The following is a 19,746-nucleotide window of genomic DNA, read 5'->3' on the forward strand; positions in this document are numbered from 1 at the left end:
AGATTTATCCAGCAACTGACTTCGAAAGAATCTGGAAAGCGCCTCGCAAAATTCCTCTGCGGCCTGATGCCCTCACCCCAGCCCTCTCCCACTGGGAGAGGGAGCAAACAAAAAAACGGCAACCGAAGTTGCCGTTTTGCTTTTACCTTTCAACTCAGTGAGCCGCTTCCGGCTTGTGCTTCGCCGCACTCTGGAAATCGTACGTCAGTTCGTTCTTCGCCTGATCCAGCGCCACGGTCACCTGGCCGCCGTCAACCAGCGATCCAAACAGCAGTTCGTTCGCCAGCGGTTTCTTCAGGTTGTCCTGAATCACGCGCGCCATCGGACGGGCACCCATCGCACGGTCGTAGCCTTTCTCAGCCAGCCAGTTGCGGGCCTCCTGGCTCACTTCCAGCGACACGCCTTTCTGATCCAGCTGAACCTGCAGCTCGACGATGAACTTATCCACCACCTGATGGATCACCTCGGTAGACAGGTGATCGAACCAGATAATGTTGTCCAGACGGTTACGGAACTCCGGCGTGAAGATCTTCTTGATCTCCTCCATCGCATCGGTGCTGTTATCCTGATGGATCAGGCCGATGGATTTGCGCTCGGTTTCACGCACCCCGGCGTTGGTGGTCATCACCAGCACCACGTTGCGGAAATCGGCCTTGCGCCCGTTGTTATCGGTCAGCGTCCCGTTGTCCATCACCTGCAACAGGATGTTGAACACGTCCGGGTGCGCTTTCTCAATTTCATCAAGAAGCAGTACCGCGTGCGGATGCTTGATCACCGCGTCGGTGAGCAGGCCGCCCTGGTCAAAGCCCACGTAGCCCGGAGGCGCACCAATCAAACGGCTGACGGTGTGACGCTCCATATACTCGGACATATCAAAGCGCAACAGCTCAATGCCCAGCGCTTTGGAGAGCTGCACCGTTACCTCGGTTTTACCCACACCGGTCGGGCCGGCGAACAGGAAGGAACCGACAGGCTTGTGGTCATGCCCCAGGCCAGCACGGGCCATCTTAATCGCTTCGGTTAAGGCCTCAATGGCTTTATCCTGACCAAAGACCAGCATTTTCAGGCGATTGCCGAGGGTGCGCAGCGTATCACGGTCGCTCTGAGAGACGCTCTTCTCAGGGATACGTGCGATACGGGCCACCACGGACTCGATATCCGCTACGTTCACGGTTTTCTTACGCTTGCTCGCTGGCATCAGGCGCGCACGCGCACCCGCTTCATCAATCACGTCGATCGCTTTATCCGGCAGATGACGATCGTTGATGTATTTCACCGCCAGCTCCACCGCCGCACGCACCGCTTTCGCGGTGTAACGCACGTCATGGTGCGCTTCGTACTTGGTTTTCAGGCCGTTGATGATCTGCACCGTTTCGTCAACCGACGGCTCGGTTACGTCGATTTTCTGGAAACGACGCGCCAGCGCACGATCCTTCTCAAAGATGTTGCTGAACTCCTGGTACGTCGTAGAGCCCATCACGCGGATCTTGCCGCTGGAGAGCAGCGGTTTGATCAGGTTGGCGGCATCTACCTGACCACCGGAAGCCGCGCCTGCGCCGATGATGGTGTGGATCTCATCGATAAACAGGATGCTGTTGGTGTCCTGCTCCAGCTGTTTTAACAGCGCTTTGAAACGTTTTTCAAAATCACCGCGGTATTTGGTGCCCGCCAGCAGCGAGCCGATATCCAGCGAGTAGATGGTGCAGTCGGCAATCACTTCCGGCACGTCACCCTGCACAATGCGCCAGGCCAGACCTTCGGCAATCGCGGTTTTACCCACGCCAGATTCCCCCACCAGCAGCGGGTTATTCTTACGGCGACGGCACAGCACCTGGATGGCACGCTCCAGCTCTTTGTCGCGGCCAATCAGCGGGTCGATACCGCCAACGCGAGCAAGCTGGTTAAGGTTGGTGGTGAAGTTTTCCATACGATCCTCCCCGCCTGCTTGCTCTTCATTGCTGTTGATCTGTCCGCTGGGATCCGATGCCTGGTTAGGCTCGTCTTTTCGCGTTCCGTGAGAGATGAAGTTGACCACGTCGAGCCGGCTGACTTCGTGTTTACGCAGCAGGTAGGCCGCCTGGGACTCCTGCTCACTGAAGATGGCGACCAGCACATTGGCGCCCGTCACTTCGCTACGTCCGGAAGACTGGACGTGGAAAACCGCGCGCTGCAGCACGCGCTGGAAGCTGAGCGTCGGCTGTGTGTCGCGCTCTTCTTCACTGGCTGGCAGCACCGGTGTGGTTTGTTCGATGAAGGCTTCGAGTTCCTGACGTAGCGCCACCAGATCCACGGAGCAGGCTTCCAGCGCTTCGCGGGCAGATGGGTTGCTAAGCAGTGCGAGCAGCAAATGCTCGACGGTCATAAACTCATGTCGGTGCTCACGCGCTCTGGCGAAAGCCATGTTTAAACTGAGTTCCAGTTCTTGATTGAGCATAGGCACCTCCCCCAATTTTATGCCTTATCAGGCCTTTTCCAGCGTACACAGCAACGGATGCTCGTTCTCCCTTGCATAGTCGTTCACCATCGCTACTTTGGTTTCCGCTACTTCGGCAGTAAAGATGCCGCAGATCGCTTTGCCACGATAATGAACGGTAAGCATCAGTTGCGTTGCACGTTCAACATCATAAGAAAAGAACTTTTGTAGCACGTCAATAACAAATTCCATCGGCGTGTAATCATCGTTCATTAACATAACTTTATACATAGATGGCGGTTTTAGCGCGTCGCGCACTTTATCTTCCGCCAGCTGGTCAAAATCCAGCCAATCGTTGGTCTTACCCATTATGCATAACCACTTTGAATCTACCTCAGATGTTAGATAACAATCATCTATTACTGTCATCCGCGATGTCTGTCACAAACTGTTGCAATAGCGTTAACTGCCTCAAATTTTGGTTGATTATTGTCCCAACTCCAGCGCCAAACGCTTGACGGCTTCTTCCGTTTCTCTAAATTGTACAAGCGTGAGTTGGCGAGGTTTTGAACAGCCCCCACTCCACCACCGGTTCATTCCATCTTAATTTATAAGATTTACGAAGGATGTCGAAGCATGGAAATGGGTACTGTTAAGTGGTTCAACAACGCCAAGGGGTTTGGCTTCATTTGCCCCGAAGGCGGCGGCGAGGATATCTTCGCTCACTATTCCACCATTCAGATGGATGGTTACAGGACGCTCAAAGCCGGGCAGTCCGTCCGGTTCGATGTACACCAGGGGCCAAAAGGCAATCATGCCAGTCTGATCGTCCCCGTTGAAGCAGAAGCGGTTGCATAGCTCTCTGATTCATTGTGTACACCCTGCAGGCAAAATGCCAGCCCGATCGGCTGGCATTTTTATTTTCGGGTTATTCGCGCGCCAGCGCATCCACCGGATCCAGCCGCGCCGCGTTTCGCGCCGGTAGCCAGCCGAACAGAATACCGGTGAAGGTGGAACATAAAAACGCCGTCAGGATCGCCATCGGCGAGAAGCCAATCTCCCAGCCCGGTAAGAAGAGCTGGAGCGCAAAGGCGATCATCATCGAGAGCGCAATCCCCATCGCACCGCCCACCAGACACACCAGCACCGCTTCAATCAAAAATTGCTGCAGCACGTCGCTGGCTCTGGCTCCGACCGCCATGCGGATGCCGATCTCCCGCGTACGTTCGGTCACCGACACCAGCATAATGTTCATCACCCCTATCCCGCCGACGACCAGCGAAATCACCGCCACCAGCGTCAGGAACAGCTGAAGAGTACGTGTGGTCTTTTCCGCCGTTTTCAAGAGGCCATCCATATTCCAGGTGAAGAAATCCTTTTTCCCGTGGCGCAGGGTTAACAGCCGCTCCAGCTGCTGTTCCGCCAGCCCGCTGTCGTAGCCCTCCTTCACTCGAACGGTAATAGAGTTAAGCCAGGACTGCCCCATGATGCGCCCGGAAATGGTGGTGTACGGCAGCCAGACGCGCAGGATTTTACTGCTGCCGAACATCGACTGCTTCTCTTCCGCCACGCCGATCACCGTCGCTGGCATGTTGCCTACGAGGATCACTTCCCCCACCACATTGGTCTTATTCGGGAACAGCTGCCTGCGGGAGTTAGCGTCTAACACCACCACCTGCGCCCTGCCCGCCAGCTGTTCAGCGTTGAAGGTCGCCCCTTCGCTGAAGGTCATGCCGTAGACGTTGAAGTAATCTCCGCTGACGCCGTTAGCGCTGGCCGCCACGTCGATGTTGCCATAGCGCAGACGCAGGTTTTGCGAGACGGCAGGCGTGGCGGAGTTCACCCACGGCTGCTTCTGAATAGCCGCCAGATCGTCATACTTCAGCGCCTGCTGATACTGCGGCTCGTCGTCGCCAAAATCTTTGCCGGGGTAAACGTCGATGGTGTTAGTCCCGATGGCGCGAATATCTGCCAGCACCAGCTGTTTCGCCGCATCGCCCACCACCACAATCGACACCACTGAGGCAATACCAATAATGATGCCAAGCATGGTCAGCAGAGTGCGCATTTTGTTGGCCGCCATCGCCAGCCAGGCCATGGTCAGCGCCTCGCGGAAACCGCTGGAAAACTGGCCCCAGCCAGTTGCGGCCGGCAGCGCCTCTTTCGCCGCCGCCGCTCTGGACTGACGTGGCGGCGGATTGCTGACCAGCTCGCCGTCGTGGATCTCGATAATGCGTTCCGCCTGCGCTGCCACCTGCGGATCGTGGGTGACGATAATCACCGTATGCCCCTGATCGCGAAGCTGATGCAGGATCGCCATCACCTCTTCACCGGAATGGCTGTCGAGCGCACCGGTTGGCTCATCGGCGAGGATCACCTGCCCACCGTTCATCAGCGCGCGGGCAATACTCACGCGTTGCTGCTGACCGCCGGAAAGCTGCGAAGGCTGATAATCAACACGCTCCGCCAGCCCAAGACGCGTTAACAGCGCCTTCGCGCGTTCGAGGCGTTTTTTGCGCTCGACGCCCGCATACACCGCTGGCACTTCCACATTCTGCGCCGCGCTCAGGTGTGAAAGCAGATGGTAACGCTGGAAGATAAAGCCAAAATGCTCGCGACGGAGCTTCGCCAGCGCGTCGCCGTCCAGGGTGGAAACATCCGTCCCGGCCACGCGATAGGTGCCGCTGGTAGGCTTATCCAGACAGCCGAGAATGTTCATCAGCGTTGATTTACCCGAGCCCGATGCCCCGACAATCGCCACCATTTCACCGGCTTCAACGCGCAGGGAGATGCCTTTCAGCACCTCCACCGGCCCGTCGCCGGACGGATAGCTGCGACGAATGTCATTCAGCTCAAGCAGCGCCGTCATTGCGCGGCTCCAGGCAGGCTTTCGCTGGTGACCACTTCCTCACCCTCTTCCAGCCCTTTTACCACCACCACGTCGGTGTCGTTACGTGCGCCAATCACCACTTCCCGCTCGCGGGTTTCACCGTTGCGCAGCACTTTCACCTTGTAGCGATTGTCCCCGGCGGATTCGCCCAGCGCGGAGAGCGGAACCGTCAGCACGTTTTTCACGCCGGTCAGCTGGATATGCACCTGAGCGGTCATGTCCAGACGCAGCACGCCCTGCGGGTTAGGCACCTCAAAACGCGCATAGTAGAAGATGGCGTCGTTGACCTTCTCCGGCGTCGGCAGGATATCTTTCAGCACCCCTTCATAGCGGGTTTGCGGATCGCCCAGCACCGTAAACCAGGCTTTCTGCCCCGGCTTAAGGTGAATGACGTCCGCTTCAGATACCTGGGCTTTCACCAGCATGGTGCTCATATCCACCAGGGTCAGGATGTTCGGCGCCTGCTGCGCGGCGATGACCGTCTGGCCTTGCAGGGTGGTTATCTGCGTCACTTCCCCGGCCATTGGCGCAACGATTTGCGTGTAATCGAGGTTGGTTTTCGCCGTATCCAGCGAGGCCTGATTCCGCTTGATTTGCGCATCGATGGTGCCAATCTGCGCCTGCTTCACCGCCAGCTCCGTGGCGGCTGTGTCCAAATCCTGTTTCGAGATGGCCTGCGTTTTCGCCAGCGCCTGCTGGCGCGACAGGGTGACCTGAGCGAGATTACGCTCCGCCTGAGCCTGAGCGCGCTGCGCGCGCAACTCCATCAGCGTCGCTTCCACCTCGCGGATCTGGTTTTGCGCCTGCTCAGGATCGATCACGCCCAGCAACTGGCCTTTTTTAACCTTATCGCCAATCTCAACCGACAGGGTTTTAAGCTGACCGCTGACCTGCGCGCCCACGTCAACCTTACGCAGGGCATCCAGCTTCCCCGTCGCCAGCACGTTTTGTTGCAGCTCGCCCGGACGAACAATCAGCGTTTGATACTGGGGTACCGGCGCGTTCAGTACCTTCCATAACCAGAATCCGCCTGCTAACACCACTACCGCCAGCAGCAGAAACAGCTTTCTGCGTTTTCCCTTCAGGTTCATAAATATTCCAAATAATTGTTCTGGCTATCATCACCGTTGATTTTATCTAAACCACTCCTCAACGAAACCCCCGATCCCCGTAATCGTCGGGAATTGTTTACCCGATGTTGATAAAGCGCCTGCTGAAATAGCGAAATTCCACCAGAAGCAGGATCTAACATGTCTTCCATCGTCGATACACCTTATTCAACGCTGTCCCAGCCTAAATCGGGCTGGCAACTGTTTAAAAGCCTGGCATCGGGTTCCCTCACGCCGGGGCTGGCGTGGCAAAATCCGGCCTATCGACGTAAGTTTATGTTGCGCTCGCTGGCAACGCCGTTCACCACTGCGCGCCTGCTCGGAAACCTTGCAAAACAGCCCCGTCTGATGCAGATCCTGCGCGTGCAGCCCGGCCTGCCGTGCCGCCTGCACCGACCGTGGCTGACCGTCAATATGGGCCGTCAGAATACGCTGGACGCATTGGACAATCACTATCAGATGATGAGCCGCCATCTTCCGGCGTCACTGCTGAACGGCTACCTTTCCAGCCAGGGCATCACGCTGGTGACGTTAACGGGCAAAGAGGAGCAGCAGTTTAGCGTTCGCCTGAGCGCGGATGCGTTTCTGGACAAAGAAGGGGAAGCGACCCTCACTTTTTGCGACCACCAGAACACGGTGCTGGCCGAGCTGACCTTTACGCTGTGCAAACACCAGGGCAAGTCAATGCTCTTCATCGGCGGAATGCAGGGGGCGAAAGCGCATGTCCCGCACGAGCACATTCAGCTGGCGACCAAAGCCTGTCACGGACTGTTCCCAAAACGTCTGCTGGTTGAAGCGGTCATGACGCTGGCAGGCGCCTTCCCCGTCGAGCAGATCCTCGCGGTGAGTAACGCCACCCACATCTACCGCAGCTGGCGCTATCGCAAGAAAAAAGAGGGAAAATTGCTGGCTGACTATGACAGCTTCTGGCGCTCCCTTGGCGGACAGCAGCAGGAGAACGGCAACTTTGCCCTGCCACTGACCATGCCACGCAAACCGATGGAAGAGATTGCGAGTAAAAAACGGTCCGAGTACCGCCGCCGCTATATCCTGCTTGATAGCCTGCTCCAACAGGTATCGCAGGCGACTGCCCGTTAATCGGCTCTCCCGCGTGCCAGCCAGAGGACGCGGGAGAACATTTTACGCAGCAGCGTGGGCACCGACTCCACGCCCCGCCTGCCCGCTTCCGTCGCGACTTCAATGGCCAAATCCGGTTTTGACGACCGATGGATAGCTTTGGCGATCACCCGACGCATATTCATGGGCACATCCACCGGGATCATCGCCACGCGGTGAAAGACGTCGTCAAATCCCTGGCGGTACATAAAGTGCTCCATGTCCATCGCGGGCAGCGTGGTCAGATGTTCCCGCTCCTCTTCACGATCGTTATTGAGCAGGCTGCGCACGGTCGCCGCATATTTTTTACCCGCCTCATCGCCATCCACCAGCACGTGCCACTCTATCCCCATCCGGCGCGCAAATTTGATCAGCGGCTTTAAGCCAGACTGAGCAAATTCGATCACTTTGATCCCTTCGGCATCAAAGTGGTGTCCGCACTGGCGAGCCAGCTCGTTTATCACCCAGGTTTCGGTTTCCCCTTCCACCAGCAACCAGCAGCGGGCAAACAGGGAAGAGGCACGGTTAAAACGGATATGAAACGCAATGCGTCGGCCATCTTCGGCATTTAACCCGCCGGGCCCGAGCCGGTAGGCGGTGACCCGCGAGGATTCACGCACCAGGCGGCAGACATACTCCACCGGCGTCAGGGAGAGCAGCTCGCCGGAATTCGTGGTGGTGACACGCTGCAACGGCAGCAGATTAAGAAGATGCCACGCCACGGAAAGCATAATCGGGTGCAGCCGCGTTTCCGGATCTTCTACCAGCAGCAGAGGGCGCGCGTCCCGATCCAGGCGCACCGTCCCTTTCGCCTGTAAAAGCGTGGAGAATAATCCCAGCAGGATCACCCGATGCGTGCGCCCGCTGGGGCGGTCGATCATGCGGTTGATAATATCGAGATAGCGCCAGCTTCGTTGCTCGTCGTGCGAGCGGCGGCGCATCAGGCGGTGGCGCGCCTGCCCGGTTCCCTGCTCGGAGAAGTAGTGCTCCAGCAGTTGGACCATGGCAGACAGTCCCTGACGGATCTGGCCGTCGGTGAGGTTCTGCGGCCGAGAGACCAGTTCACGGGCGAGGAAATCCAGCCCGCGGGCGGTCACCTCCACCTCAGGCATATTCGGCACGGTGCCGTTACGGATCCGCCGCATAAAGCGCGCGTCTCGTAAGCGCAACACGGGGGAGAGGCGGATCAGATGGCGGGCAAGCTCGTCAATATTATCGAGCGGGATCGGATTCCCCTTCTCATCAAGAAATTCACGCAGGGTTAATACCCCGTCGTTTTGCGCCATTTCGCCCTCAAGGCGATAGAAAATACGCTGGAACCCATCTTCACAGGGCACCCAGCAGGGCGACATAGGGCGAAAACGACGCACGCGATGGCGACCGGGCTCGGATTCGCGGAAGGTCAGAATGATATGCAGGTGTTTCTCGCGCCCGTTGACATCCCCCGGCGGAAACCAGAAGTCATCATGGACGAAGTGGTACAAGTTCTCTTCGGGCGAAAGCAGCAGCGTCAGGGCATCCAGCAGGCTGGATTTACCCCAGGCGTTTTCGCCTATCAGGACGTTGTTCTGTTCCAGTTGCAGCGACAGGCGGTTAATCCCGCGAAACCCGACAATCTCCACACGTTCGAGTAGCATACATCCCCCGCATTTCGGCCACTTTTTCCTTCAAGTTATCAGCAGTATAGCGGCAGGCTGTAGGTCACGACAGCAGAATATACGCCCCCTTAATTATTGGGCTATGCTCTAATTACCTCCGTTCTGAACAAGGATTGACATCACATTGCCTTAAATCAAATTTAGTGAATTTATTTGAGTGGCGAAGGGATGTTGATGGTTTCAAAATACTGGCTCTTTGAGTCGTCATCCCTTTATGGCGATATAACCCGCGCGCAGGAATGGGCGCGGACGTTTATTATTGAGGTGGTTATGTTCAGAAAATTAGCGGCAGAATGCTTTGGTACATTCTGGCTGGTGTTTGGTGGCTGCGGTAGCGCAGTACTGGCAGCCGCATTTCCGGAATTAGGTATTGGATTTGTCGGCGTCGCGCTGGCATTCGGTTTAACCGTATTAACCATGGCATTCGCCGTGGGGCATATTTCCGGCGGTCATTTCAACCCGGCCGTCACGTTAGGTTTATGGGCGGGCGGACGTTTCCCGGCGAAAGATATTATTGGCTATATTATTGCCCAGGTTATTGGCGGTATTATTGCCGCGGCGGTGTTGTACGTCATTGCCAGCGGAAAAGCCGGGTTTGACGCCGCGGCCAGCGGATTTGCGTCAAACGGCTTCGGCGAACACTCTCCAGGCGGCTACTCAATGCTGTCTGCTATCGTGATTGAAATTGTGCTCACCGCAGGTTTCCTGTTGGTGATCCACGGCGCAACGGACAAATACGCGCCTGCGGGCTTTGCCCCCATTGCTATTGGTCTGGCGCTGACGCTTATCCACCTGATCTCCATCCCGGTGACCAATACCTCCGTTAACCCGGCACGTAGCACCGCGGTGGCTATTTTCCAGGGCGGCTGGGCGCTTGAACAGCTGTGGCTGTTCTGGGTGATGCCAATTATTGGCGGTATTCTGGGCGGCGTGCTGTATCGCACCCTGCTGGAAAAACGCGATTAATTAAGTGCGGCCTGTAATGTCGGGTGGCGCTAAAGCTTACCCGACCTACGTGAGTGTGCACTTTGTAGGCCGGGTAAGGCGCAGCCGCCACCCGGCTTTCTTTTGCCGCTTTACTGTACAGCCTTTATTGGGTAGTGTCTCTGGCGCTTAAATGATACTCAAAAGGACCGGCTGTTCATGTTCTCAGGACTCCTCATCATTCTTCTGCCCCTGATTGTGGGCTATCTTATTCCGCTGCGTCATGAATCGGCCTTAAAGCTTATTAATCGTTTTCTCAGCTGGATTGTTTACGTCATTCTGTTCTTTATGGGGATCAGCCTGGCCTTCCTGGATAATCTGGCGACGAACTTGCTTTCCATCCTGCATTATTCTGCGGTTACGGTAGTGGTTATTCTGCTGTGCAATATTGCCGCGCTGTTCTGGCTGGAACGCACTATTCCCTGGAAAAATCACCACCATCAGGAAAAGCTTCCCTCCCGAATTGCGATGGCGCTGGAATCATTAAAGCTGTGCGGCGTGGTGGTGCTCGGTTTTTTACTGGGGCTAACCGGATGGGCTTTTTTACAGCACGCTACGGAAGCCAGCGAATATACGCTGATTTTCCTGCTCTTGCTGATCGGTATTCAGTTGCGAAATAATGGCATGACGCTGAAGCAGATTGTCCTTAACCGCCGGGGCATGATGGTTGCCATTATCGTTGTGGCCAGCTCAATGGCGGGGGGAGTGATTAACGCCTTTATTCTCGATCTTCCGCTGAAAACCAGCCTGGCGATGGCATCCGGTTTTGGCTGGTATTCGCTCTCCGGTATTCTGCTGACCGAATCGTTTGGTCCGGTGATCGGCAGCGCCGCCTTCTTTAACGATCTGGCGCGCGAACTGATAGCCATCATGCTGATCCCCGGCCTGGTACGCCGCAGCCGCTCTACCGCGCTGGGCCTGTGCGGAGCCACCTCAATGGACTTTACCCTGCCGGTGTTACAGCGCTCGGGAGGGCTTGAGATGGTCCCTGCCGCTATTGTACACGGCTTTATTCTGAGCCTGCTGGTCCCCATTCTGATGGCGTTCTTCTCAGCCTGATACTGCTTTGGCGGTAGTGAACCTGCCGCCAAAATTGCGCTAAATCAATAACCCTCCACTTAGTATAAGAAAGCACTTTTCTCCGTTGTGGCACAGGCATAACCTTAAACATGTATCTCAAATATAACTTTAACAGGTGTGATTATGTTTTGTGTGCAATGTGAACAAACCATCCGTACCCCGGCAGGCAACGGCTGCTCTTACGCGCAGGGTATGTGCGGCAAAACCGCAGAAACGTCCGATCTCCAGGACCTGCTGATTGCGGCGCTGCAAGGCTTATCCGCCTGGGCCTTCAAGGCCCGTGAATATGGCCTTGTCGATCACTATGTCGACAGCTTTGCGCCGCGCGCATTTTTCTCCACGCTGACTAACGTTAACTTCGATTCGCCACGCATTGTGGGCTATGCCCGCGAAGCGATTGCCCTGCGTGAAGCCCTGAAAGCGCAATGCCTGAATGCCGACGCCAGCGCCCGCGTGGACAACCCGATGGCGGAACTACAGCTGGTGAGCGACGACCTGGGCGAGCTACAGCGTCAGGCCGCCGAATTTACTCCCAATAAAGACAAAGCGGCGATTGGCGAGAACATCCTCGGCCTGCGCCTGCTGTGCCTGTACGGTCTGAAAGGTGCTGCGGCGTATATGGAGCACGCGCACGTACTCGGCCAGTACGACAACGACATTTATGCCCAGTACCACAAAATCATGGCATGGCTGGGCACCTGGCCTTCCGACATGAACGCCCTGCTGGAATGCTCGATGGAAATCGGCCAGATGAACTTCAAAGTGATGAGCATTCTGGATGCCGGTGAAACCAGCACCTACGGCCACCCAACGCCGACGCAGGTCAACGTCAAAGCGACCGAAGGTAAATGCATCCTGATCTCCGGCCACGACCTGAAAGATCTCTACAACCTGCTGAAGCAGACCGAAGGCACCGGCGTTAACGTCTATACCCACGGCGAAATGTTGCCCGCGCACGGCTACCCGGAACTGCGTAAATTTAAGCATCTGATCGGTAACTACGGCAGCGGCTGGCAGAACCAGCAGGTGGAGTTCGCCCGCTTCCCTGGCCCAATCGTCATGACCTCTAACTGCATCATCGACCCTACCGTGGGCGCGTATGACGACCGTATCTGGACCCGCAGCATCGTCGGCTGGCCGGGCGTGAGTCACCTTGAAGGCGATGATTTCGGTCCGGTTATCGCGCAGGCGCAGCAGATGGCAGGCTTCCCGTACAGCGAAATTCCGCACCTCATCACCGTCGGTTTTGGCCGTGAGACCCTGCTGGGTGCGGCGGATTCCCTGATTGACCTCGTCAGCCGTGAAAAACTGCGTCACATCTTCCTGATCGGCGGCTGTGACGGCGCGCGCGGGGAACGTAACTATTTCACCGATTTCGCCACCCGCGTTCCGGAAGACTGTCTGATCCTGACCCTGGCCTGCGGTAAATACCGTTTCAACAAGCTGGACTTCGGCAACATCGAAGGTCTGCCACGCCTGGTGGATGCTGGTCAGTGTAACGATGCGTATTCAGCCATCATTCTGGCGGTCACGCTGGCAGAGAAACTGGGCTGCGGCGTGAACGATCTGCCGCTGTCGCTGGTGCTCTCCTGGTTCGAGCAGAAAGCGATCGTTATTCTGTTGACCCTGCTCTCTCTCGGCGTGACCAACATCGTCACCGGGCCGACCGCGCCAGGCTTCCTGACGCCGGACCTGCTGGCCATCCTGAACGAGAAATTTGGTCTGCGTTCCGTGACCAACGTTGAAGATGATATGAAGCAACTGCTGAGCGCGTAAGGAGTAACTCATGACCATGCCAACCTCACAATGTCCGTGGCGGATGCAGGTTCATCACATCCAACAGGAGACGCCGGATGTGTGGACACTGTCGCTGCTGTGCCATGACTACTACCCGTACCGCGCAGGTCAGTATGCGCTAGTGAGTGTGCGTAATTCGGCGGATACCCTGCGCGCCTACACGATCTCCTCCACGCCGGGCGTGAGCGAATACATAACGCTCACCGTCCGTCGTATTGATGACGGCGCAGGCTCCCGGTGGCTGACCCGTGACGTGAAGCGCGGGGATTACATCTGGCTGTCTGACGCGCAGGGCGAGTTCACCTGTGACGACAAGAAGGAAGACAAATTCCTGCTTCTGGCGGCAGGCTGTGGCGTAACGCCGATTATGTCGATGCGCCGCTGGCTGGCGAAATACCGTCCTCAGGCCGACGTGCAGGTGATCTTTAGCGTGCGTTCCCCGGAAGATGTGATTTTTGCCGAGGAATGGCGAAATTATCCGGTGACCCTGGTGGCTGAGCACAACGCGACGCACGGTTTTGTCGCGGGGCGTCTGAGCCGCGAAATGTTGCAAAGCGTGCCGGACATTGCGGATCGTACCGTGATGACCTGCGGCCCGGCGCCGTACATGGAGATCGTGGAGAAAGAAGTGAACGCGCTCGGCGTGACCCGCTTCTTTAAAGAGCAGTTCTTCACGCCTGTAGCGGCAGCGGCGACCAGCGGGATGAAGTTCACGAAGCTGCAACCGGCGCAGACCTTCTTTGGTCGCGTGGGCACCACGCTGCTTGAAGCGCTCGAAAGCAATAACGTGCCGGTAGCGGCAGCCTGTCGCGCGGGTGTGTGCGGCTGCTGTAAGACGAAGGTGGTTTCCGGTGAATACACCGTCACCAGCACCATGACGCTGACCGATGCGGAAATTGCAGAGGGTTACGTGTTGGCGTGTTCATGCCATCCGCAGGGGGACCTGGTGCTGGCATAATCTGGCGCAGTGCCCCCATTTGTTGCCGGGTGGCACTGCGTTTACCCGGCCTACTTTGTACATGTTGGCTCTTCGTAGGCCCGGTAAGCGTTAGCGCCACCGGGCTTTTTGCCGGGTGACACTGCGTTTACCCGGCTTACGTTGTGCCTACTGCCTGTGCGTATGGAATACCAGGCAGCCAATACAGTGACTTTCTTCTAAGCTTGTAAGCGATATCACATAAAGGAGAAGGACCACCATGAAACAAACCGTGGCTGCATACATAGCGAAAACCCTGGAGCAGGCTGGCGTAAAGCGTATCTGGGGCGTCACCGGCGATTCGCTGAACGGACTCAGCGACAGCCTCAACAAGATGAAGACCATTGAATGGATGCCCACCCGCCATGAAGAGGTCGCCGCCTTTGCCGCGGGTGCCGAAGCGCAGCTCACGGGCGAACTCGCCGTCTGTGCAGGTTCCTGCGGACCGGGAAACCTGCACCTTATCAACGGTCTTTTCGACTGTCACCGCAACCATGTTCCGGTGCTGGCGATTGCCGCACATATTCCGTCATCCGAAATCGGCAGCGGCTATTTTCAGGAGACGCATCCTCAGGAGCTGTTCCGTGAATGCAGCCACTACTGCGAGCTGGTCTCGTCGCCGGAGCAGATCCCACAGGTGCTGGCGATAGCCATGCGTAAGGCGATCCTGAATCGCGGGGTTTCGGTGGTTGTGCTGCCGGGGGACGTGGCGCTGAAGGCTGCACCTGAAACCGCCACCACCCACTGGTACTCTGCGCCACAGCCAACCATTACCCCTGCGGATGAAGAACTTAAAAAGCTGGCGCAGCTGCTGCGATACTCCAGCAATATCGCCCTGATGTGCGGCAGCGGCTGTGCTGGCGCGCATAAAGAGCTGGTGGAATTTGCCGCTAAGCTGAAGGCGCCAGTTGTGCACGCCCTGCGCGGCAAAGAGCACGTTGAATACGATAACCCGTACGATGTGGGCATGACCGGGCTGATCGGTTTTTCCAGCGGCTTCCATACCATGATGAACGCCGATACGCTGATCCTGCTCGGCACCCAGTTCCCGTACCGCGCGTTCTACCCGACGGATGCCAAAATTATCCAGATCGACATTAATCCCGGTAGCATCGGCGCGCACAGCAAGGTGGATATGGCGCTTATCGGCGATATTAAATCCACCCTCGCCGCCCTCCTGCCGCTGCTGGAAGAAAAAACGGACCGCAAATTCCTCGATAAAGCCCTGAGCGACTATCGCGATGCGCGTAAGGGGCTGGACGATCTCGCCAAACCGAGCGAAAAAGCGATCCACCCGCAGTATCTGGCGCAGCAGATCAGCCACTTCGCCGACGACGATGCCATCTTCACCTGCGACGTGGGTACGCCCACCGTCTGGGCCGCGCGCTATCTGAAAATGAACGGCAAACGACGCCTGCTTGGGTCGTTCAACCATGGCTCAATGGCCAACGCCATGCCGCAGGCGCTGGGCGCAAAAGCGACGGCACCGGAACGGCAGGTGGTGGCGATGTGCGGCGACGGCGGGTTCAGTATGCTGATGGGGGATTTCCTGTCGGTGGCGCAGATGAAGCTTCCGCTGAAAATCGTGGTCTTTAACAACAGCGTGCTGGGCTTTGTGGCGATGGAGATGAAGGCCGGAGGCTACCTCACGGATGGCACCGAGCTGCACGACACCAACTTCGCCCGCATCGCCGAAGCCTGCGGTATCACCGGTATTCGGGTGGAGAAAGCCTCAGAGGTGGACGAAGCCCTGCAACGTGCCTTCGCCATCGACGGCCCGGTGCTGGTGGATGTGGTGGTCGCCAAAGAAGAGCTGGCAATCCCGCCTCAAATCAAGCTGGAACAGGCTAAAGGTTTTAGCCTCTACATGCTGCGCGCCATCATCAGCGGGCGCGGTGACGAAGTGATCGAACTGGCAAAAACCAACTGGCTCAGGTAAAACATTTCACAAGACCTCTTAAATGAAAGGGATGTGAAATGATTGATTTACGTAGTGATACCGTTACCCGTCCGGGCCGCGCCATGCTCGAAGAGATGATGGCCGCCCCGGTCGGGGACGACGTCTACGGCGATGACCCGACGGTCAACGAACTCCAGCGCTATGCGGCCGAGCTGAGCGGTAAAGAGGCTGCCCTGTTCCTGCCCACCGGCACGCAGGCTAACCTGGTGGCGCTGCTGAGCCACTGCGAGCGCGGCGAAGAGTATATCGTCGGCCAGGGGGCGCATAACTACCTGTACGAAGCTGGCGGCGCGGCGGTGCTTGGCAGCATTCAGCCGCAGCCGATCGATGCCGCGCCGGACGGTACGCTGCCGCTGGACAAAGTCGCGGCAAAAATCAAAGCCGATGATATTCACTTCGCCCGCACTAAACTGCTGAGCCTCGAAAACACCCATAACGGTAAAGTTCTGCCGCGCGAATACCTGAAAGCGGCATGGGATTTTACCCGCGAGCGCAAGCTCGGCCTGCACGTTGACGGCGCACGTATCTTCAACGCCGTGGTGGAGTACGGCTGCGAGCTGAAAGAGATCACCCAATATTGCGACTCGTTCACCATTTGCCTCTCTAAAGGGCTGGGCACGCCGGTAGGTTCCCTGCTGGTTGGCAGCGCGGACTACATCAGACGCGCCAACCGCTGGCGCAAAATGACCGGCGGCGGGATGCGTCAGGCGGGTATTCTGGCGGCTGCCGGACTGTACGCCCTGAAAAATAACGTGTCACGCCTGAAAGACGATCACGACAATGCGGCGTGGATGGCAGCGCAACTGCATGAAATCGGCGCTGATGTCATGCGTCATGACACCAACATGCTGTTTGTCCGCGTCGGCAATGAGCATGCTGCCGCGCTGGGCGAATTTATGAAAGCCCGAGGCGTGCTGATCAACGCCTCCCCGGTCGTGCGACTGGTGATGCATCTTGACGTTAACCGCGAGCAGTTGACCGAGGTGGTGAAACACTGGCAGGCGTTTTTACAGCGTTAAGGAGCATACCGTGCCGCAACGTATTCTGGTGCTTGGTGCCAGCGGGTATATCGGTCAGCATCTGACCACTGCGTTAAGCCAGCAGGGGCACCAGGTGCTGGCAGTGGCACGCAACACGGAACGCCTGCAAAAGCTACATTTGCCTGGCGTGACGTGTCACAACGTTGACCTTAACTGGCCGAAAGCGCTTCCTGCGCTGCTGGAAGGGGTCGATACGCTTTACTACCTTGTTCACAGCATGGGCGAAGGCGGCGATTTTATCGCCCACGAGCGTCAGGTGGCGATGAACGTACGTGATACGCTGCTGCAAACGCCGGTAAAGCAGGTGATCTTTCTAAGCTCGCTTCAGGCGCCTGAGAACGAGCAGTCAGACCATCTGCGCGCCCGGCAACTGACGGCAGAGACATTGCGAAGCGCCCGTATCCCCGTCACCGAACTGCGGGCAGGGATCATCGTCGGCGCGGGTTCCGCCGCGTTCGAAGTGATGCGCGATATGGTCTACAACCTGCCTGTGCTGACACCGCCGCGCTGGGTACGCTCGCGCACCACGCCCATTGCGCTGGAGAATTTACTCCACTATCTGGTGGCATTGCTGGATCATCCGGCGGCGGCGCATCGTGTGCTGGAGGCGGCTGGCCCGGAAGTGTTGAGCTATCAGGCGCAGTTCGAACATTTTATGCGGGTGAGTGGCCGCCGCCGCTGGCTGGTGCCCGTCCCCTTCCCGACCCGCTGGATTTCGGTGTGGTTTTTGAATGTGATCACCTCCGTGCCGCCGACGACTGCCAAAGCGCTTATACAGGGACTGAAACACGATCTGCTGGCGGACGATCGTGAACTGCGTGCCTTGATCCCTCAGGAATTGATCCCCTTCGACGATGCCGTACGCAATACGCTGAAAGAAGAAGAGAAGCTGGTGAACTCCAGTGACTGGGGCTACGACGCGCAGGCGTTTGCCCGCTGGCGGCCCGAGTACGGCTATTACCCAAAACAGGCGGGCTGTACGGTAAAAACCACTGCCAGCCTCTCAGCGCTGTGGGACGTTGTGAACCAGATCGGCGGCAAAGAGCGGTATTTCTTCGGCAATATCCTCTGGCAAACGCGCGGCGCGCTGGATCTGCTGGTGGGTCACCGGCTGGCAAAAGGCCGTCCTGCCGCCCCGTATCTGAACGTGGGCGATACGGTCGACAGCTGGAAGGTGATCATCGTTGAGCCGGAAAAACAGCTGGCGCTGCTGTTTGGCATGAAGGCACCGGGGCTGGGGCGGCTCTGCTTCACCCTTAAAGACAAAGGCGATCACCGCGAGCTGGACGTTCGGGCGTGGTGGCACCCGCACGGAATGCCCGGGCTGTTCTACTGGCTGCTGATGATCCCGGCACACCTGTTTATCTTCCGCGGAATGGCGAAACGGATTGCGCAACTGGCAGAAGAAAAGCGGGAAAGTAATTAAATAAAACCCTTTTTCTTTCACCTTTCCCATTGCAACACATCGTAATTCACGAAAGAATGCGCACGAAATTCTTTTCAACACAGTGGATTGTTATGAAGGTACTGGTTACCGGGGCGACCAGCGGCTTAGGCCGAAATGCGGTCGAATTTCTGCGCAACAAAGGCATCAGCGTGAGGGCCACCGGTCGCAACGAGGCGATGGGCAAGCTCTTGCAAAAAATGGGCGCTGAGTTTGTCCATGCCGACCTGACGGAGCTGGTCTCCTCTCAGGCCAAGGTGATGCTCGCCGGTATCGATACGCTGTGGCACTGCTCCAGTTTTACCTCCCCGTGGGGTACCCAGGAAGCCTTCGATCTCGCCAACGTGCGCGCCACGCGCCGTCTGGGCGAATGGGCCGTCGCCTGGGGCGTGCGTAACTTTATTCATATCTCTTCCCCGTCGCTCTATTTTGATTATCACCATCATCGTGATATTCAGGAAGATTTCCGCCCTGCGCGCTTTGCCTGTGAATTTGCCCGCAGTAAAGCGGCTGGCGAAGAGGTGATCGACCTGCTGGCCCAGTCAAATCCGCACACCCGCTTTACCGTGCTGCGACCACAGAGCCTGTTTGGGCCGCACGACAAAGTCTTTATCCCGCGACTGGCCCAGATGATGCACCATTACGGCAGCGTGCTGTTACCGCGCGGCGGCGATGCGCTGGTAGACATGACCTATTACGAAAATGCCGTTCACGCCATGTGGCTGGCGAGCCAGCCGGAGTGCGATAAGCTGGTGTCGGGCCGCGCCTATAACATTACCAACGGCGAACCCTGTACCCTGCGCAGCATTGTGCAAAGGCTGATTGATGAGTTAAAAATCGACTGCCGGATCCGTTCCGTTCCCTACCCGATGCTGGACATGATTGCCCGCAGCATGGAGCGCTTTGGCAGTAAATCGGCGAAAGAGCCTGCGCTGACGCATTACGGTGTGTCGAAGCTCAACTTTGATTTTACGCTGGATATTTCTCGGGCGGAGAACGAGCTGGGGTATAAACCGATTATCTCGCTCGATGAAGGGATAGTGCGTACGGCGGCGTGGTTACGGGATCACGGGAAGTTACACCGGTAAGCGTTCCAGCCTCATGTAGGCCGGGTAAGCGCAGCGCCACCCGGCAAAAAACAGAGAGTGCGGACTGATGCCCTCACCCCGGCTCTCTCCCACAGGGCTGAGGGATCCCCAGTAATTTTTTTATGCAGAAGCAATAAAGTTGCTTTCTAAATGACTGAGGGCTGTCAGCGATGCCCTGGTCCGGCTGTAAA

15 protein-coding genes are annotated in these 19,746 nt (G+C 57.3%); 10 read left to right on the forward strand and 5 right to left on the reverse strand.

Annotation, left to right across the window (positions count from 1 at the left end; translation table 11 throughout):
* Nucleotides 1-154: 154 nt before the first annotated feature.
* Complete coding sequence (gene clpA / locus ACOTZP_RS14260; protein ID WP_022647611.1) at nucleotides 155-2,434, reverse strand: ATP-dependent Clp protease ATP-binding subunit ClpA; 2,280 nt, start codon at nucleotides 2,432-2,434, stop codon at nucleotides 155-157.
* Between the two features lie 27 nt (nucleotides 2,435-2,461).
* The gene (gene clpS / locus ACOTZP_RS14265; protein ID WP_006174393.1) at nucleotides 2,462-2,782 is read right to left on the reverse strand and encodes an ATP-dependent Clp protease adapter ClpS; all 321 of its coding nucleotides are present in this window, start codon (nucleotides 2,780-2,782) and stop codon (nucleotides 2,462-2,464) included.
* A gap of 267 nt (nucleotides 2,783-3,049) precedes the next feature.
* Here clpS and cspD point away from each other — a divergent pair, with 267 nt between their 5' ends.
* Nucleotides 3,050-3,271 (forward strand): cold shock-like protein CspD, encoded by a 222-nt coding sequence (gene cspD / locus ACOTZP_RS14270; RefSeq protein ID WP_006174390.1) that lies wholly within the window; start codon nucleotides 3,050-3,052, stop codon nucleotides 3,269-3,271.
* A 70-nt stretch (nucleotides 3,272-3,341) separates the two neighbouring features.
* On the opposite strand, the gene macB is transcribed toward cspD, so the two are convergent.
* Nucleotides 3,342-5,282, reverse strand: a complete 1,941-nt coding sequence (gene macB / locus ACOTZP_RS14275; protein WP_023305795.1) for a macrolide ABC transporter ATP-binding protein/permease MacB — start codon at nucleotides 5,280-5,282, stop codon at nucleotides 3,342-3,344.
* A complete protein-coding gene (macA, locus tag ACOTZP_RS14280; RefSeq protein WP_271075160.1) occupies nucleotides 5,279-6,394 on the reverse strand; it encodes a macrolide transporter subunit MacA in 1,116 nt (371 codons plus the stop codon). The genes macB and macA overlap by 4 nt, the downstream gene beginning before the upstream one ends.
* Before the next feature lie 159 nt (nucleotides 6,395-6,553).
* On the opposite strand from macA, the gene ACOTZP_RS14285 reads away from it, so the two are divergent.
* On the forward strand, nucleotides 6,554-7,510 hold the full coding sequence (locus ACOTZP_RS14285) for a VirK/YbjX family protein (protein WP_271075159.1): 957 nt from the start codon (nucleotides 6,554-6,556) through the stop codon (nucleotides 7,508-7,510).
* Here the strand turns inward: ACOTZP_RS14285 and ACOTZP_RS14290 are convergent.
* On the reverse strand, nucleotides 7,507-9,165 hold the full coding sequence (locus tag ACOTZP_RS14290) for an ATP-dependent endonuclease (RefSeq protein ID WP_271075158.1): 1,659 nt from the start codon (nucleotides 9,163-9,165) through the stop codon (nucleotides 7,507-7,509). The genes ACOTZP_RS14285 and ACOTZP_RS14290 overlap by 4 nt on opposite strands.
* A 291-nt stretch (nucleotides 9,166-9,456) precedes the next feature.
* Between ACOTZP_RS14290 and aqpZ the strand changes: the two genes are divergently transcribed.
* The 8 genes from aqpZ to ACOTZP_RS14330 all read left to right on the forward strand — a co-directional run bounded on the left by aqpZ (nucleotide 9,457) and on the right by ACOTZP_RS14330 (nucleotide 19,555).
* Nucleotides 9,457-10,152 carry an aquaporin Z gene (aqpZ, locus tag ACOTZP_RS14295; protein WP_026080729.1) on the forward strand — a complete coding sequence of 232 codons (696 nt, stop codon included), beginning with the start codon at nucleotides 9,457-9,459 and terminating at the stop codon, nucleotides 10,150-10,152.
* A gap of 177 nt (nucleotides 10,153-10,329) precedes the next feature.
* A complete protein-coding gene (locus ACOTZP_RS14300; protein WP_271075157.1) occupies nucleotides 10,330-11,229 on the forward strand; it encodes a lysine exporter LysO family protein in 900 nt (299 codons plus the stop codon).
* Between the two features lie 144 nt (nucleotides 11,230-11,373).
* Nucleotides 11,374-13,026, forward strand: coding sequence for a hydroxylamine reductase (hcp, locus tag ACOTZP_RS14305; protein WP_023299708.1), 1,653 nt, complete (start codon nucleotides 11,374-11,376; stop codon nucleotides 13,024-13,026).
* A 10-nt stretch (nucleotides 13,027-13,036) separates the two neighbouring features.
* Nucleotides 13,037-14,005 carry an NADH oxidoreductase gene (hcr, locus tag ACOTZP_RS14310; RefSeq protein ID WP_058646183.1) on the forward strand — a complete coding sequence of 323 codons (969 nt, stop codon included), beginning with the start codon at nucleotides 13,037-13,039 and terminating at the stop codon, nucleotides 14,003-14,005.
* A 238-nt stretch (nucleotides 14,006-14,243) separates the two neighbouring features.
* Nucleotides 14,244-15,962, forward strand: a complete 1,719-nt coding sequence (poxB, locus tag ACOTZP_RS14315; protein ID WP_023305792.1) for a ubiquinone-dependent pyruvate dehydrogenase — start codon at nucleotides 14,244-14,246, stop codon at nucleotides 15,960-15,962.
* A 38-nt stretch (nucleotides 15,963-16,000) separates the two neighbouring features.
* Nucleotides 16,001-17,002, forward strand: a complete 1,002-nt coding sequence (gene ltaE / locus ACOTZP_RS14320) for a low-specificity L-threonine aldolase (RefSeq protein ID WP_023305791.1) — start codon at nucleotides 16,001-16,003, stop codon at nucleotides 17,000-17,002.
* Between the two features lie 10 nt (nucleotides 17,003-17,012).
* Nucleotides 17,013-18,449 carry an SDR family oxidoreductase gene (locus ACOTZP_RS14325; protein ID WP_045623357.1) on the forward strand — a complete coding sequence of 479 codons (1,437 nt, stop codon included), beginning with the start codon at nucleotides 17,013-17,015 and terminating at the stop codon, nucleotides 18,447-18,449.
* 92 nt (nucleotides 18,450-18,541) lie between these two features.
* Nucleotides 18,542-19,555: an NAD-dependent epimerase/dehydratase family protein gene (locus ACOTZP_RS14330; RefSeq protein WP_022647600.1), complete on the forward strand. Its 1,014-nt coding sequence runs from the start codon at nucleotides 18,542-18,544 to the stop codon at nucleotides 19,553-19,555.
* Nucleotides 19,556-19,746 lie beyond the last annotated feature (191 nt).

The sequence above is a fragment of the Enterobacter cloacae complex sp. SYL001 genome (assembly GCF_049237025.1).
In the GTDB taxonomy this organism is placed as follows: domain Bacteria; phylum Pseudomonadota; class Gammaproteobacteria; order Enterobacterales; family Enterobacteriaceae; genus Enterobacter; species Enterobacter intestinihominis.